This is a genomic window from Shewanella aegiceratis (assembly GCF_019457495.1).
Taxonomy (GTDB): domain Bacteria; phylum Pseudomonadota; class Gammaproteobacteria; order Enterobacterales; family Shewanellaceae; genus Shewanella; species Shewanella loihica.
This window is the reverse complement of the sequence record NZ_CP080416.1, coordinates 2,932,664-2,949,728: the sequence shown is the minus strand read 5'-3', so window position 1 is coordinate 2,949,728 and position 17,065 is coordinate 2,932,664. Positions and strand designations below refer to the sequence as shown.

Genomic DNA, 17,065 nt, shown 5'->3' with positions numbered 1-17,065 from the left:
TGCACTTTCTAGATTGAGCTATTGAAAAACTAGAGGGCCAGCAGCTTAGGCAGGAAGCGGTCGTCTAGCTTGGCTATGTCGCGCTGCTCATCCAATACCTGCTGTAAGATCTCATTACTGGTCAAGGGGTTGGCCAGTACCACGCGGAACACCACAGAGGTCTGCTCAAGGTTATTGGCCGGAATGATGCGGGTACGGGAGACGAAGGATTTTCCCTGCTCACGTTGGCGCTTCTGAATAAACTTGGTCAGGCCGTCCAGTAATGCATTGATTTCGCTCACCCGGGCCGCGTCACCGGCTGCGACCGCCTCATTGAGCAGCGCCTGCACCTTGGCCGGCACATAGCGGTAGGTCAGTAGGCAGAGCTCAGGCCTGGAGACCAGCTGAAAATCGTCCTGGATGGCAATCAGCTCGCCGAAGTAGCGCGCCTTCTCCAGGCTGTTGTTAATTAAGATCTCGTAGCCGTCGCGGCCTATCACCTGCAGGCAGGCATGTACCAGCATGGCCATGCCCGGGCGCGAGCCCTCTAGTGTCTGACTGCCCAGATCTTTCGAGCCCTTACGCAGAATATATTCGGCGTGGTGTTTGATGGCGTTGGCAAATTCCGGGTCTTTAAATAGCACCATACCTGCGCCCATGGGCACATACATCTGTTTGTGGGCATCGATAGTGACTGAGTCGGCGCGCTCTATGCCGGCTAACAGGTGGCGATACTTATTCGACAGCAGGCTGGCACCGCCCCAGGCGGCGTCCACATGGAAATGGCAACCCAGCTGCTCGGCGAGATCCGCAAGCTCACCGAGCGGGTCTATGTTACCTGTCTCCGTGGTGCCAGCTACGCCGACAATAGCCATCACCTTGATGTTCTGCTTGGCTAACTGCTCGGCCGCCTCGCGCATCTTGGCCACATCTACCTTGTTATCGCTGGCGCAAGGCACGCTGATGATGTTGTCGCGGCCTATGCCTAGCAGATCCGCGGCCTTGCCGAGAGAGTAGTGACCTCGGGTCGAGACCAGAATGGCCAGATCGTCGTAGCCGTAGTGACGCAGCGCCCGCATCAATCCAGATTGGGCCACGCCCTTAAAGTCGCCATCCGGTTGTAACAGTCGGTTACGGGCGATCCACAGCGCCGTGATGTTGGCGACCGTGCCACCGGAGCAGAAGGCGCCCAGTGAGTGACTGGCGCTGTGCATCCAGCTCTGGTAGAACTCTTCTGTCTGGCCATAGACCATGTGGTGCATCATCCCCAGCACCTGGCGCTCCAGCGGCGTGAAGGCCTTGGAGGTCTCTATCTTCACCAGGTTCTGGTTGAGTCCCACCATCATCTTCGACAGCGGCAGCACGAAATAGGGCAGCGCCGAGGTCATATGACCTATGAAGCTGGGAGCCGAGGTGTGCACGCTGTGGGCGATTAGGGTCTGCATCATCTGCTCGGCATAGTCGGAGACGAAGCTGGGGGCTGTGGGGATCTGGTAGGCCTGGAAATCTTTTTCTATTTCGGTCAGCGGCTTCTCGACCGCGACGATACTCTCTTTGAGGAAGCCCATCAGGTTTTCCGACAGGTTTTTCTCTATCTTACCCAGGGTCGAATTCGGTGCCTCGGGCAGAGTGAAAATACGCATCAAGGCCTCTTCAGAGGCGGTCGCTTGTCGTGTCTGTTTTGATGTCATCGAGGCGCGTCGCTTAACTTGTGTCTGTTTTGAAATAGAAAAACAGGCGATCGAAAAAGGGAGCTAACTTTACTGTAAGCTTTATACCGCATCAAGGGGAAAAGTGAAATGGCTGGCGGGCGACTGGCCTATTAGAGACCATTCTTGAGCTTATTATACGTACTGATAGTAAAAAGCCCCTAGCCAAGGCGGCGTCAGGGCATTTAGAGTCAACTCAGAGCGGCAGCTAACGCCCCAGACGATAGAGACGGGCGATATTGACTGCGCAGCTATAGAGGTTATGACGGGCGCCGGCTAGCACCTCTTCGAGCGGCAAGGCCCTGGGGGTTACGGAAAACAGGGCGTCTATACCGTGGTCCAGCAGCACATTGGCATCCTCGCTGACGCAGCCGGCGATAGCGATAACCGGGATCCCCTGTTTATTGGCCTCGCGGGTGACGCCCATGGGGGTCTTTCCATGCAGGGTCTGGCTGTCGAGGCGGCCTTCACCCGTGATGACGAGATCCGCCCCCTTGAGGTGTTCGCTCAGCCTGACCGTCTCCATCACGATATCTATGCCGGGTCTTAACTTGGCGCCCAGATAGGCGAGCATGGCAAAGCCCATACCGCCCGCGGCGCCGGCGCCCGGCATGTCGCGGCACTCCTTGAGGCCAGCAGAGCTGGTGATAGCGGCGAAGTGGCTAAGGGCCTTGTCTAATCTGGCGACCATGATCTCATCGGCGCCTTTTTGCGGCCCGAAGATGGCCGAGGCCCCCTTGTCGCCACACAGTGGATTATCTACATCGCAGGCGACCTCAATTGCTACCTGGGCAAGCCGTGGATGCAGCTCGCCGATATCGACACTGGCGAGGTGCTCAAGCGCGGCGCCGCCAGGTCTTAGGGGCTTGCCGTCATTGTCCAGCAGGTGCGCGCCCAGGGCTTGCAGCATGCCGGCGCCGCCGTCGTTGGTGGCGCTGCCGCCAAGGCCGAGGATCAGATGGGTGACGCCACTGTTGAGGGCATGACAGATAAGCTCGCCCGTGCCATAGCTGGTGGTGACCAAAGGGTCGCGCAAGAGGGTCGGCACATGGTGTAGCCCAGAGGCCGAGGCCATCTCAATCACCGCGGTGCGCTGCCCTTGCGCCTCCTGGCCCAGCAGGCCATAGTGGGCATCCACCTGACTGCCCAGGGGGCCGGTGACCTTAAGTTCGACTAATTTGCCGCCGGTGGCATCCACCATAGATTGCACCGTGCCTTCGCCGCCGTCGGCGACCGGCAATTTGATATATTCGGCGTTGGGAAGCACCTCACAAAACCCCCGGGCTATCTCGGTGGCGACTTCCATGGCGCTCAAACTTTCTTTATATGAATCGGGCGCGATGACTATTTTCATGCAGGCTTCCTGTGTGAAGAGAGAAGGACATTTCTGAAATAAACGAGTTGGGTTGTCCGGCGCCCAGGCTTAGTCCAATGGCGCCGGCTTGTTTAGCTTAGAGTAGGACGAGACTCAGCAGGTAGACAAGGATCATGGCGGTGACCCCCTGGATAAGGGTCGCCATGGTTTGCGCCTTGTAGGCCTGCTTCACGCTCATGCGGCTAAACTGAGTCACCACCCAGAAGAAGCTATCGTTGGCGTGGGAAACTGTCATGGCGCCAGCACCTATGGCCATCACAGTCAGCACCCGGCCCATGTCGCTGGCAAGGCCGATATCGCCAAGCATAGGGGCTACCAAGGCAGAGGTGGCTACCAGGGCTACGGTCGATGAGCCTTGGGCCGATTTCAGCGCGGCGGCGACGATAAACGGCATGAAGATACCTATGCCTAGGGCGGAGAGTGAGCTGCCGAGGAAGTTACCTATTTCTGTGGCCTTGAGCACGGCGCCGAAGGCACCGCCAGCACCCGTGATCAACAGGATAGGCGCTGCCACCACTAAGCCGTGGCTGATGCGATCGCTAAACTCTTTGATCTTATCCTGACTCTTGAGCAGGCTCAGCGATAGGAATAGACCTATCATCAGGGCGTTTACCGGTTGACCTAGGAAGGCCAGGGTATCGAACAGGGCGCCATCACCCAGTGGTTGTGATGGGAACTTGGCAATTGAGCCCAGGCAGATCAGCAAAATAGGCACGAAGATAGGGGCAAACGCCTTGGCCGGGCTAGGTAGCTCGCCGTAGGCAGCCTTGAGCTGCTCGAAATCTTCCACATTGTTCTTTAGCTCCTCGGCACCTTCACCGTCGGGCTCGACATGAGCGAAGCGGTTGGCCCATAACATGCCAGCCAGCGCGGCGACGGCGGCGACGAAGATGCCCACGCCTATGACCAGACCCAAATTAGACTCTAGCCCCAGGTTACCGGCGGCGGCAATCGGGCCGGGCGTTGGCGGCACGAAGGTGTGGGTTGCATACAGGCCGGTAGCCAGGGCGACGCTCATGGAGACGCTGGAGACCTTCATGCGGTTGGCCATCGACTGCTTGAGCGAGTTAAGGATCACGAAGCCCGAGTCACAAAATACCGGGATGGAGACCAGGTAACCTATGATCGACATGGTCAGGGTCGGGAAGCGCTTTCCGAGCACCTTAATCACCACGTCGGCCATGGTGATGGCCGCGCCGCTCTTCTCCAATATGGTACCTATGATGGTACCCAGCACGATAACCAGGCCGATATAGCCCAGGATACCGCCGAAGCCGGAGGTGATGGTTTTTGCCACATCGGCGCTGGGTAGCCCGTAGGCAAAGGCGGCGATGAAAGAGGCGAGAATGAGGGTTAGGAAGGGGTGAAGCTTAAATTTGGATGTCGCGATAACGATAAAGGCTATCACGGCGATCAAGATCAGTACTAGGCTCATAGGGTGTCCCTGTATTGGGTTATATTTGTTGGCTATAGTTGTTGGTTTGATCTAGCGATGACCCGTTAACTCGCTCCAAGCGCGGGAGCAAAGGGTTTTCAGGCTGGCACTATTATCCGGAGAATCGGACAATCTGGCTTCGTGCCAGCTTCCTAATATTTAACTTATGTGCAACCGATATTTGTGCTTTTGCCCAAATATCGGTTGAGGGGGAGGAGTAAAGTCGGTCTGGATCACAAAATGACCGACAAGGGGTGTTCGATTAGGCGGTTAATTTAACGTCGTTGGCCGATTGCCAGCTGGCCTCGCCGCGACAGGCGCTGCCGAAGGCCTGGAACAGCTTGATTGAATCCGGGTTGTCATTGGCCTGCCACTCGGGGTGCCACTGGACGCCGAGGATAAACTGACCATATTCCGGGCCGTGGATCGCCTCGATCAGGCCATCTTCACCATAGGCCAAGGCCTCTAGCCCCTTACCCAGGGTACAGATCCCCTGGCCGTGGAGAGAGTTGACCATGGTCTTATCGCCAATCAGCTTGGCCAGCCAACTGCCGGGCACAGTCTTGATGGGGTGTCTTGGGCCATATTGCACATGGTTTGGGGTCAGTGGATCTTCACGGTGATCATCGAAACCTGGCTCACTATAGACCTTCTGATACAGGGTGCCACCCAGCGCGATGTTGAGTTCCTGCATGCCGCGGCAGATCCCTAAGATAGGCAACTTACGCTTGAGGGCGCCGGCTATGATGGCCAGATCGACGGTGTCGCGATTCACATCTTGGCTTTTTTCCGGGGTGAGGTTTTCCTGACCATAGAGGCTAGGGTCGATATTGGAGCCCGCGCCCGAGAGATAGACGCCATCGACCATATCCAGGTAGCGGTCCACATCTTCGATGCCGAAACAGGTCGGCATCAGCAGCGGGATGGCCCCGGCAATCTCCACAATCGGCTGCATATACTTGTGGGTCATCACCTGGTAGGGATGCTGGTTCCTGTCTTGTTGACCCATGGTCATCAAGATGATTGGTTTGGATTTCTTAGCACTTATAGTCTGTGTTATTGGCATAGATCACCCGTTTGGTCGATTTGTATGTCACCCGATGCGTGACGTCTGTGTAGCCTGGTGAGGCCGCTACTGGCCCTAGCTATCGCCTTTCTTAAGGATAGCAAAATGTGTAAAAGCACATTTGTTGACCACCAGTCTGCCAATCTGTGTTCATTATGTCAAACGCGGTGGGTGTAATTAATTACATTTTGGTGCTGGTAGGAGGAGAGGCGAAATCCCTGATTTCATTCTCTGGTTGTGTTTGATTTACTTGGCGTTGCTTGCTTCGGGGAATTTTAAATGTTTGCGTTTACCTGGATTGTTCTTTGAAGGATGATGTAAGGTCAATATCAACGACCTTGATAGACATGTTCATTACTCCTGCTCTGACTGTACTTAAATTTTGGTAAAGCGACGGGCTTTGTTTCCTAAATCGTGAGTAGGGTTGGATCTTTGCTCATACCTCAAGACTTAATCTCTAGTCACAATAAATTTCGTTAAATCGAAGAGGCGTTGGAGTAATTGTGTAAGCACGATTTTGGCCCTCGGCGACAGGACGTCGCCGTGGAGCGTATAGGGATATATCCACAGCGTGCCAAAATAGTGTTTGCACGATCCCCGCCGGACAGGCGTTGGGTGGCCATGAAGGTGCGGCCTTCAAGGACCTTTCAAAGAACCATGTCGTTAGAAGCTACAACAAAATAACCCTGATAGACGCGACCATCTTAATCCCCAGTCGGCTGATCATAGCCTGACAACAAACCGACTTAGATCAAAACAAGCTTGCCAATATCCTCTTATTATTGGCGTGAACTGTCACCCTACAGCTGATGTTCCCGCTCCCAGTCATGACAGAAGGCGATAAAGGTTTTCAGCAGTGGGCTTAAGTACTTCTCCTTGTGGACCAGCAACCAGAAGCGGCGCTTCATGTTTAGCGGCAGGCTAATCACCTTGACCCGACCGTCGCGGATCGCCGGTTCGGCGGACAGGCGTGACAGGCAGGCGAGGCCAAGGCCGGCCGAGACTGAGTTGATCAGCGCCTCTGTGTTGTTGAGCTGAAAGGCTTCATGCCATTGCTCTAGCCTCGGGGCGACCACGCGCAGGAAAAATTCCCGGGAGCCTGAGCCGGCCTCGCGCAGGATCCAGTGACTGGCCTCGAGTTGATGCAAGGGGATGTCGCTACCTGCTGGCAGGGAATGATCTGGCGGGCAGATCACGCACATCTCATCTGAGCTGAAGGGGGTAGCGTCGAGTTCTGGGTGCTGGATCTTACCCTCGATCAGCGCAATATCCAGCTCGTAGGCGATCAGCATGTCGCAGATCTGTGTCGAGTTAGAGATAAACAGGCTCTGCAATTCGTGCTGGGTATAGCGGCGAAAGTCACTCAGCAGATAGGGGGCCACCTGATTGCCCAGGGTATCGCTGGCACCGATACGCAGCTGACCCGAGAGTGACTGTTCATCGTTAAACAGCTGCTCGATATCGTCGGCTCTGTGTAAGAGCTCATCGGCCAAGGGCTGCAACTTGTGTCCCTCCTGATTGAGGATGAGACGGTTGTTCACCCGGTCAAATAGGTGGTGGCCGAGCTGCTTCTCCAACTCCGACAGCGCCATACTCACCGCCGCCTTAGAGAGAAACAGGCTGTCGGCCGCGGCCGTTAGGGTCTTGTGTTGGGTGAGGGTGCTAAAGACCTTGAGTTGCTTGAGCGAGATGTGGCTGGCCATAGATGATGCGCGTTTAGTTATTCTGAACGTTAGTTATAAATAATTAGATATAACGAAACGAAAGGCAAGAGTATTATCGCTTCACAGCAAGAAACTTGATTGAGACCGTGATGATTCATAAAACGAAAAAGGCAGTAATGGGCGTCCCCACACCGATGGCGGGCTTGGCGCTAGGCATTGCAAGCCTGGGTTGGTGTTGGGAAAACTTCACTGAGCTCCATGGCTATGGTCAGTGGGCTGGCGCCGCCCTGGCCAGCGTCTTGTTAGCCGTCTTGAGCGTTAAGTTTTTCTTTCATAACCATCTTTTAAGGCAAGATCTCGCCCACCCGGTCGTCGGCAGTGTGGTGCCTACCTTCGCGATGGCGACCATGGTGGTGTCTAACTCATTGGGGCAATTCTTTCCGGTTGCGGGCGACGCCCTGTGGCTCGCGGCTGTAGCGCTGCATATCGTCTTCCTGGTGAGCTTTATCTATCACAGGGCGAAGGATTTTGAGCTGCACCACATGGTGCCCAGCTGGTTCGTGCCGCCGGTGGGCATAGTGGTCGCGGATGTGTCCTTCTCCGGCAATCCTGTGCTTGCGACTATTGCCCAGGGCACTCTGGTCTTCGGCATGTTGGCCTATGCCGTGATGCTGCCCATGATGATCTATCGCCTCATGTTCACCTATGAGGTGCCCGATGCGGCCAAGCCTACGTTGGCGATTCTGGCGGCGCCGGCTAGCCTGTCTCTGGCTGGCTATCTAACGGTGACAGTGACGCCATCGCCGGTGATCATCGCCCTGTTATTTGGTATCGCGGTGTTGATGACAGCCATCATCTACCTTGCGTTTTATAAGCTCCTCAGGCTGCCCTTTAGTCCTGGCTATGCGGCGTTTACCTTCCCCATGGTGATAGGCAGCACGGCGCTGTTTAAGATGGCCAACTGGATGGTGGTAGAGGGGCTAGAAGCCGAGTATGTGCAGCAGGTGAGAGACCTCGCGGCGCTGGAGTTGGTGGTGGCCACAGTTGTGGTGGTCTATGTTGCGCTGCGTTACATCAACAGCCTCCTGATACAGCCGCGCCTAGTGTCACGGACGGCTTAGTGTCACGGATAGCCTAGTGTTACGGATAGGCTAGTATCGCGTCCTGTCTATAGGGCAATGGCGATATGCATTATTGGCAAGGATGCCTTGGTTTCAGCTCTCAATTGCCTTTCGCTAACCTGTATAGCAAGAATACAAACCTGGCCGCCTTTCTCCTTATAGTGCAAATTATTACGTCAGCCCCATGACTTCACCGGCGTGAGCGCGTAAAATCCCCGCTTTCAGTAAGGGCCCTAATGCCAAATGGGCCCGCTTATCGCCTATTTACTCAAGATGTCAGACGCCATGTACAGTGCCCAGCAATGTTTTACCCCCTTTAGCGCCTCAATTGAGGGCATAGCGCTGCCTGAGCGGTTTACCTTTCCCTTCTATTATGAACCCCACAGGCTGTGTGAGCTGGCGGCCAGCGAGCTGCAAGAGCATTTAGAGCAGCAACAGAGTTGGCAACATAACTTTGGCCTGACGGGGCAGCGCGAAGGGGCCATAGGTAAGATGTTTGGCGTGCTGGTGGTGCAAAAGGCTGATGGCGAGCTTGGCTACCTCAAGGCGTTTTCCGGCAAGTTAGCCGAGCAGAATCTGCTGCCGGGCTTCGTGCCGCCGGTATTTGACATGCTGACCCAGGACAGCTTCTTTCATGGCGAGCAGCTGACCATCAATCAGTTAACCGTCAAGCTTGAATTGCTGCAGCAGGCGCCAGAACTGGCATCGCTTAGTGATGAGCTAAACACATTAAACGCTGATAAAGCCGCGGCGGTGGCCGAGCTGCGGGCAGAGATCATCGAGAACCGTAAGGCGCGTAAGGCCAGACGTGTGGCCGGCGAGCCGCTAGATGCCCAGGCTTTCGAGGATTTGCAGCAACAACTTGGCCGCGAGAGCGTGGCCGAGAAGCACAGGCTAAGGCAGTTAAATGAGCAGTGGGATAGCCAGATAGCCGAGCGCGAGCATCGCCTAAGCGCGCTTCAAGATGAGATTGAGGCGCTTAAGCAGCAGCGGGCCGCTCAGTCCAACGCGCTGCAGCGCAAGCTGTTTGCCCAGTATCGCTTCTTGAATCAGGCGGGGGAGGTCAAAGATCTCAACACCCTATTTAGCCTCTCAACTAAAAGCCTGTCGCCAAAAGGATTACCTCCTGCTGGTGCGGGAGAATGCGCCGCGCCTAAGCTGTTGCAGTTTGCTTTCGCCAATGGCCTCAAGCCCGTCGCCATGGCGGAGTTCTGGTGGGGAGCATCGCCCAAGTCGGAGGTGAAGCAGCATAAGCAGTTCTATGGCGCCTGTCACGGCAAGTGTGAGCCGATTTTGGCCCATATGCTGAGCGGCATAGCGCTGGATGACAACCCACTGCTGAACAATCCCGCCGAGGGCAAAGATCTCTCCATTATCTATCAGGATGAGGCGATCGCCGTGGTGAACAAACCGGCGGAGTTTCTCTCTGTGCCGGGTAAGCATGTAACCGACAGCGTCTATAGCCGTATGCGCCAGGCCTTTCCCAAGGCGACCGGGCCGCTGATCGTTCACCGCCTGGATATGTCCACCTCAGGCCTGATGGTGATCGCCCTGAGCAGTGAGGCTAATACCGCATTGGTGCAGCAGTTTATCGGCCGCACAGTGGAGAAGCGTTATCTTGCTAGGGTAGCAGGTGAGGTGCAGGGGGAAGAGGGCGAGATCAAGCTGCCGCTGCGGGTAGATCTCGACGACAGGCCGCGTCAGCTGGTGTGTTTCGAGCACGGTAAACACGCCCATACCTATTGGCAGGTAAAATCCAGAGGCGAGGGGACGACCTTGCTGTCACTGTTTCCTAAGACGGGACGTACCCATCAGCTCAGGGTGCACTGTGCCCACCAGGATGGCCTGGGCATGCCCATCATAGGCGATGATCTCTACGGGGCTAAGGCTAACCGCCTACATCTGCACGCCCAGTATCTGGCCTTTAACCATCCCATCAGCGGCGAGCGGGTAAGCTTTAGCTGCGATCCCGATTTCTAGGCCTGTTTGCCATAGTCATCACTTAACCTTGGTCATGGCCGCGGCTTAGCAGCACCTGGCCCAGGTAGAGCTGTAGCAGGCCGTCGAGTTTTTGAATATCCACCTTAGTGATCTGGGCGATCTTATCCAGGCGATACCTCAGGGTGTTGCGGTGGATAAACAGCGCCTTGGCGCAGGCCTGCTGGTCGCCGAAATGGCCCAGATAGCTGGCCAGCGTCTTGCGCAGCAGAGCGTTTTTGTCCCTGTCGATGAGGCGCTGAAACGGCCTCAGCAGCTGCTCGCCGCGCCAGTCATGTTTAAGCCCAGAGAGCATCACCAGCAGGGCATGATCTTCATACAGGTACTTACTCTGCTCTGGGTGTAGCTGCTGGCCAAAATTAAGGGTTTCCAGCGCCGTCTGATAGGAGCGGTTGATATCCATGGTGGCGGGAAAATAGTGGCCCAGGGCGATCTTGAGCCTGGCGTTTAGATCACTGGGCAGACGCTTGAGCAGACGGTCGATACGCAGGCTCTCGGCCTCGGCGCTCCAGGCCTTGCCATCGAGGAAGGCGGGTTTGAGGATCACCAGCTCTGTCATGGAGGTCATGGCGATCAGGTTGCCGCGGGACGGCGTCTCTAACAGATGCAGCACCGTCTTGAGCTGGGAGTTGGCCAGCTCGTCGCCGGCGTCGTCGCTGATACGCAGCACTGCTGCGACCCTTGGCATCTCGAGATCGATATCCAGGCGTTGGGCCCAGATCTTCAGGTGATTGAGGTCCCGCCCCTCGGGTTTTATCAGCTGCAGAATAAACTCCTCCTGCTGACGGGCGCGCCACTGGGCCACATCCAGTGAGTTGGCCTGCTCGACGATCATCTCGGCGGTCATCTTCAGCAGCTCACCGAAGGCCTTGAGGTGTTCGGGTTCTCCCGTGATGCCGATGACGCCGATGATCTCTCCCTGATAATGCAGCGGCAGGTTGATGCCGGGCTTGACCCCCTGCAGGCTGGCGGCGCTGGCGCTGTTGAGCTCGACGGTGCGGTTCTGACTGATGGCCAGTAGGGCGCCCTCATGGGTGGAGCCGATGCGGTGGGGCTCGCCCGAGCCGAGGATCACCCCCTGGCTGTTCATCACATTGATGTTGTGTCCTATGATCGCCATGGTGCGATCCACTATCTGCTGGGCGAGTTGATTATCGAGAAAGTACAAGGCGCTGCGTCATCTTGGAGGTGGTGTGTTGAGCTTACGGCAAAAGCCCGACGGGAAAAAGCCTGGGAGGCTGTTTTTGCGAGATGGTCATTAACGATGGAGCATAAAAAACCCGCGACGGGCGCGGGTTTTTAGCTAGCTATAAATGCACGGTAATTACAGCTTGTAGCTCATGCTCAGCATGATCAGGTGAGCGTTGTAGTCATGGCTGTTGTAGCCAAAGCCGACCACGTTCCAGATCCCGTCTGGCGCTATGCTATTACCTGGATCATTGTCCTTGTATTTCTCCATCTTGTAGTCAAGACGCAGTGCCATATTGTCTGTGGCCTGGTATTGACCGTAGACATTGACGTTATGGACCTTGGCATAGTAATCACCATAGTCGCCGCTGAGACCCTGTTTCACCTGGGTGTTGCTGCTCGAATCTGAGTAGGTGTAGTCCACGCCCAGGCGTAGTTTCTTCTCTAACAGATTGTTGTAGCTGAACCCGGCGCCGATCACATCGACCTGATCTTCCACCAGACCAAACCAGTTAGGCGTGCTGTAGTTGCTGCTGCCTGCCTGCTCTGAGTCTATGTTTTGACGATTGTAGAAGGCATTCACCATCATGTCGTCGTTGATTAGGTAGCTGGCGTTGATGTCGTAGCTGACATCTTTCGACTCGGTCAGACCTATCTGGGTGTCGTTGTAGTCATCCAGGGCATAACGGCCACCGAAGTCTATGGTCAGGGCATCGATTGGCGTGTGGCTGATACGTGCCTCAACCATGGTGCGCTGACGATCCGCCAGATTGTACTTGCGCAGCAGGCTGTTAGACTCGCTCGAAGTCCACTCTGAGGCCTGATATTCGGAGCCATCACGCTCGCCATAGCTGCCCTTGATCCACATATCCCAGTTGTCGAACGCGCTGAGGTGGAACTTGGTCCATAGCGTGTTCTCATCTGTGGTTTCGCGGTCCTGGTAGCTACGCTCGTCGCGGCGGAAATCATAACCCGCTTCCAGCTTCATGCCACGGCTTAGACGGAAATCGGCGCCCAACTTAGCCCTTTGTGTCGTGAAGTCATAAGGGGTGTTGTAGGCCACCTTGCCTGTGGTGGAGTTGATGCTGATCTGGGTCCACTCTTCCACATTGGTCTTGTTATCGCGGTCGCTATAGTCATAGCTGGCGTTAACGCGAACCGTGCGGTTGATGCGAGACACCACCTTGAGGTTAGCGCCCTTCATGTCGACCTTGGCATCCAGCGCATCCACAGGTGTCTGGTAACCATAACCTGAGGTAACCAGCGCCTGATCCTGGCTCATCTGACCGTAATGTACGCGGCCGCTCATGATGGTGCTGCCCGCCGTGTATTGGCCCATCAGCGAGACTGTGTGTGCCTCGTTGTCTGGATCTAAGGCCATGGTGCCCTGAGTCTGGGCGCCGAAGGTCGGGTTAAAGGCGTTGTCGAAGGTGAGCTGGCTGTACTGGTTCTTAAAGCTCGAGCCTGAGTAGGCCAGGGCGGTAAACCAATTGTCGCCTTTAAGCTTGATACCCGCCTCAACTGTGTCTGTGGTGTAGTCCACAGGCTCTGCGAGCATCATAGACTGATTGAAGAAGCTGCCCGATGCCTGCTTAAGGCCGGTCTTATCTTCACGCTGGTAGTTGACGTAGGTGCTCCACAGTTCTTCACCCTGATACTCGAAGCCGATGCCGGCGCGCTTGCGCTTGAGCGACAGCTCCAGTGGGTTGAGGCTGCTGTATAGCTCGCTCATATCCTGGCTCGAACCCGCCGTCTGCCAGTTGTCTGGCAGGGTTAGGTTGTCGCCGCCTACGCCTTGATAAGGACTCATCGCCTTATCGGTCTTGTAGGTGGCGATCTGACGGTAGTTGAGGCTCAGCTTGTGCTGACCTACCTTGCCAGACTCGAGATCCAGGCGGCCGTTTTCCATGCCGAGATTTTGCGCCTCTATGCTGGCACGGTAGCCAGACTCGCTGATGTAGCTCACATCGGCGTCGACCTTGCCGACAAATTCATTTTCGGCGGCAAAGGCGTTGGCTGAGCGGATGTCGTCGCTGTCGTTGTAACCGACGCCGGCACCGATAGTGCCAGTGACGCCTGTCTCAATCTTACAGCGCTTACAGTCCCAGTTATCGAACTTCACCTTTTCTGTGTTGGCGTTTTGAATGCCATAGCCGTCGGCCAGCGCCATGCCGGGAATGACGATACCGGCATTAGCGATAAGGGCGAGGGTGACTACATTGAGTTTGAATTTCATCTTCTCGTCTCCTTAGCGCTGGAACAGTTTGCCAGATGGATGGTTAGAACCATGGATCTGGTTGTGACAGTTCAGACAGCTGCGACCACCGGTAAAGGCATTGCCACCCACGGTAGAACCTTGGTCAGTGTTGCCCATGTAAGCATTGCTGGCATGGCCATCGCTAGCGTGGCACTGCTGGCAAAGTTGCGGGGCGCGGGTCTTCAACATGCCCTCGTTAACACTGCCGTGCGGGTTGTGACAGGTAACGCAGTTTTCAGTTACGGGCGCATGTTCCCATAGCTTTGGGCCGCGTTTTTCTGCGTGGCACGAATAGCAGGTTTCGTTAACGCTGGGCTTGACCAGGTCCGAGTCCGACAGGGTACCGTGTGGATTGTGGCAATCGCTACAGACCATCTGCGCCCACTTCATCGGGTGAGAAGAGCGCTTGTTCATGTCGGCTTTTTGCTTGGTGTGACAGCTGGTACAGACTTCCATCTCTGTGTTCTTAGAGAGCACAGGATCTTTATCTGTGTGCACCGAGTGACAAGAGGCACAGGCAACATCGGCGTTGTCATGGTGACCGCCGTTCCAGGCCATGCGCTTGTCATCTTTGTGACAGCTCATACAGACACTGTTTTGCTTCTCGGCAGATAGGGTAGAGTCGGGACCGAAGGCGATCATCGGCTCGTTACCGCCGCGGTTATGCTTACCCATAGGGCCGTGGCAGGCTTCACATTGCAGGCCGGCCATCGGGCTCTTGCTCGAGTCGGCAGCGCCGTGTACGCCCTTGAACAGGTCCATGACCTTTTCAGACTTGCCGTGACACATGAGACAAGAGTCGGCGCCCTTAGGCGAGTATTGGCCTTCGGCGAACTTCTTGTCCAGGGTGGCTTCCACCTCGTCCGGGGTCATCTTGGCATCCCACTTGGACGCTACCGCGCCCTGGCTTATGCCCAGCGACAGCAGTGCCGCTGCCATCACCGCCGGAAACAGGCTTTTGAATTGATTTGTGATTTTCATAATAGGCATCCTAATTTGCACAAATGAGTCGTGAAAAGTGGGGGAGGTGACTCCCCCGGTTTTCAATTTGAGATGCGCAAATTACATCTTCACCGCAGTGTGATCTTCGATAACAGGTGCGTGGCAGAAGAAACAAGTTTCTAGCTGCGCCGCATCGTTAGCGACATCTTTAGCACCATTGATGATGGCACCTTGGCTTTCGGCGTGGGCCTTGACGCTATCGCTGGTGTGACAAGAAGTACAAGTCGCGGCGATAGGTGTGCTGTATTGGCCAGCAGCAGTTGCCAGGGCACCTTTAGCCTTGAAGGCGTCCAGGTTGAAGTCGTTGTGACACTGGGCACAATCTTTGATGATGCCTTGCTCGCCGTGTACCACGTGCAGCTTCATCTCCAGGGCACCCTTGTTCGCGCCGCCAGCGTATGTGCCGTCAGGAGTGTGACAGGCCACACAGGCGTCGACACCTATGATAGGCATGTCGTTGGCGTCTTTCGCGTGAGAGAGCTGCTCAGACAGGACGAAACCTGCATGGTGGCTACCCTTGTGCACTTCAAACTCTGTGGTGTGACAAGAGGCACAGGCGGTGAAGTTCACTGAGTCGACGTGACGCATGCTTGGCGCCTTGTCTGCTAGTGCGGCGAAGGCAAGGTCGGCTTTCATGCCGGTGTACTTGTCGGTGTCGCTACCGTCGAAGGCAGGATCGTCACAGTTGACGAACTCACCCTTGTCTGAGCACATTGCCCAGCCAACGAAGGTAAAGGCGGTCTCGCTGTCGATACCGTTGGCACCTAGCTTAAGATCTTTGCTAGTGGTGTAAACCAGTTTGCCATCTTCGACTAGAGCCTTGGCATCGACCACGCCATTCTTCACGGCGTTGATAGAGTCTTTACCGCCATAACCTAGGGTCACATTGTTAGGACCTACGTTAGTCACGATCTCGAAGCGCTGTACCATAGGTAGAATGGTGTTGATATCAACGGCGGCGCCGCTGGCATCGACCACTTGAACACTGATGGTGGCTGCAGTGCCTTCGGTGTTGATGGTTGACTCAACATTCAGGCCGTATTGGTCGATAAGGGCTTTCTTGTCGTTGCCAGCTTGGGTGTGCAGCTCGGCAGTCCAGCTCGCGTTATGACAGGCAACACAGTTGCTGTTGTCATTTTGCTGAGAGTGGCCTTTACCCGCCTTAAAGTCGATGTTGACGTGACAGCTAGTACAGGTTTCCATGGTTGGAATACGTGACCAGTTGCCCCACTCGGTGAGCTCGTCAGACTGAACGTGACAGGCTTGGCAGTTGTCCTGGACAATGTGGTGCGCAGTTTCGGCGCTCTGGTCCATGTTGCGGCCATACATCTTAGCGTCGTTATGGACGTTGTGGATCAGATGGTTAAAGGCAACTTGTGGCTTACCTTTCTCATCAGCCATCTCTTGGGTGTGACAAGAGACACAGGTCTCTACGCTGGTGTAGCTGTGGTAGATCTTCTGTCCTTCGGCGTGACAGCTGTTACAGCTGGCGGTTGAGACCACATTCTTGGTGTAGAGTGGCTCATAACCTTCGCCAGAGAAGTCTTCGGCGATCTCGGTTTGCGGCACCAGGGTGACGCCGTCGAGCAGTGTCGAGGCCTTGGCGACGATATTGTATCTTTGGGTCAGTTCTGAGTTGTAGCCTTCCACTTCGATGGTGAAGGTGTAGTTACCATTCTTGTGGTCGGTGAAGGCTTTTTGTGAGCCGATATATTGCCATTCGGCGGCATTACCTGCACCGGTCGCGCCTTGTGGCAGTAGCTGAACCACTTTTTTCACTTCAAGATCTTTCAGACCGATAACAGGAAGATCTTCCTGGTTGGTCGCAAAGACTGTGATTGTGGGTGTGCCGTTGTCGTATTCAACCTTGGTGACATCAAGGTGAAGTACTTCAATGGCATCGGCTGCTGGGCCGCCTGGATTGCCAGGATTACCATCACTACCGTCGCTGCCACCACAACCAGTGAGAGCCATGGAGACGGCACCTGCTGCGAGTAGCAGCTTAAATTTATTATTTTGTACGTTCATCATTTTTTCCCTGCATAGGTTTGGCATCGTCTTAAGTGCATGGCCATTGATTGCGCCGGTTCTCAGTTATAAGTTGTGCGACCTAAGTCAATGCTGGAAATAGAAATCCCCAAGGAAATGCTAACGTAACAAGCGGCTAAAATCTGCCTGACTGAGTCTAATGTGTGACCGAGATCTTTCTATTTCTAAAGGGGTAGCCCGACGGGCGGAGAATGGGGCGGATTGGGCGAAAAAATGTTGCAA

11 protein-coding genes are annotated in these 17,065 nt (G+C 55.4%); 2 read left to right on the top strand and 9 right to left on the bottom strand.

Translation table 11 applies throughout. The features are described 5' to 3' along the window. Positions 1-29: 29 nt before the first annotated feature. The 5 genes from panP to K0H80_RS12930 all read right to left on the bottom strand — a co-directional run bounded on the left by panP (position 30) and on the right by K0H80_RS12930 (position 7,267). Complete coding sequence (panP, locus tag K0H80_RS12950) at positions 30-1,670, bottom strand: pyridoxal-dependent aspartate 1-decarboxylase PanP (protein ID WP_220071842.1); 1,641 nt, start codon at positions 1,668-1,670, stop codon at positions 30-32. 226 nt (positions 1,671-1,896) lie between these two features. Beyond that, positions 1,897-3,042, bottom strand: coding sequence for a glycerate kinase (locus tag K0H80_RS12945; RefSeq protein WP_220071841.1), 1,146 nt, complete (start codon positions 3,040-3,042; stop codon positions 1,897-1,899). Between the two features lie 97 nt (positions 3,043-3,139). Continuing rightward, positions 3,140-4,498: a GntP family permease gene (locus tag K0H80_RS12940; RefSeq protein ID WP_011866330.1), complete on the bottom strand. Its 1,359-nt coding sequence runs from the start codon at positions 4,496-4,498 to the stop codon at positions 3,140-3,142. A gap of 262 nt (positions 4,499-4,760) precedes the next feature. Next, the gene (locus K0H80_RS12935; RefSeq protein WP_220071840.1) at positions 4,761-5,564 is read right to left on the bottom strand and encodes a gamma-glutamyl-gamma-aminobutyrate hydrolase family protein; all 804 of its coding nucleotides are present in this window, start codon (positions 5,562-5,564) and stop codon (positions 4,761-4,763) included. An 800-nt stretch (positions 5,565-6,364) separates the two neighbouring features. After that, positions 6,365-7,267 (bottom strand): LysR substrate-binding domain-containing protein, encoded by a 903-nt coding sequence (locus K0H80_RS12930; protein WP_220071839.1) that lies wholly within the window; start codon positions 7,265-7,267, stop codon positions 6,365-6,367. Positions 7,268-7,377: 110 nt separating this feature from the next. Here K0H80_RS12930 and K0H80_RS12925 point away from each other — a divergent pair, with 110 nt between their 5' ends. Beyond that, entirely contained in the window at positions 7,378-8,349 is a 972-nt protein-coding gene (locus K0H80_RS12925) for a TDT family transporter (RefSeq protein WP_220071838.1), read from the top strand. A 285-nt stretch (positions 8,350-8,634) separates the two neighbouring features. Continuing rightward, a complete protein-coding gene (locus K0H80_RS12920) occupies positions 8,635-10,329 on the top strand; it encodes an RluA family pseudouridine synthase (RefSeq protein WP_220073982.1) in 1,695 nt (564 codons plus the stop codon). Between the two features lie 22 nt (positions 10,330-10,351). Here the strand turns inward: K0H80_RS12920 and K0H80_RS12915 are convergent, their stop codons facing one another. The 4 genes from K0H80_RS12915 to K0H80_RS12900 form a co-directional block, all read right to left on the bottom strand. Continuing rightward, complete coding sequence (locus K0H80_RS12915; protein WP_220071837.1) at positions 10,352-11,515, bottom strand: sugar diacid recognition domain-containing protein; 1,164 nt, start codon at positions 11,513-11,515, stop codon at positions 10,352-10,354. A 156-nt stretch (positions 11,516-11,671) separates the two neighbouring features. Then, a complete protein-coding gene (locus tag K0H80_RS12910) occupies positions 11,672-13,771 on the bottom strand; it encodes an MtrB/PioB family decaheme-associated outer membrane protein (protein ID WP_220071836.1) in 2,100 nt (699 codons plus the stop codon). Between the two features lie 12 nt (positions 13,772-13,783). Further along, positions 13,784-14,773, bottom strand: coding sequence for a DmsE family decaheme c-type cytochrome (locus K0H80_RS12905; protein WP_220071835.1), 990 nt, complete (start codon positions 14,771-14,773; stop codon positions 13,784-13,786). Positions 14,774-14,854: 81 nt separating this feature from the next. After that, the gene (locus K0H80_RS12900) at positions 14,855-16,825 is read right to left on the bottom strand and encodes an OmcA/MtrC family decaheme c-type cytochrome (protein ID WP_220071834.1); all 1,971 of its coding nucleotides are present in this window, start codon (positions 16,823-16,825) and stop codon (positions 14,855-14,857) included. Positions 16,826-17,065 lie beyond the last annotated feature (240 nt).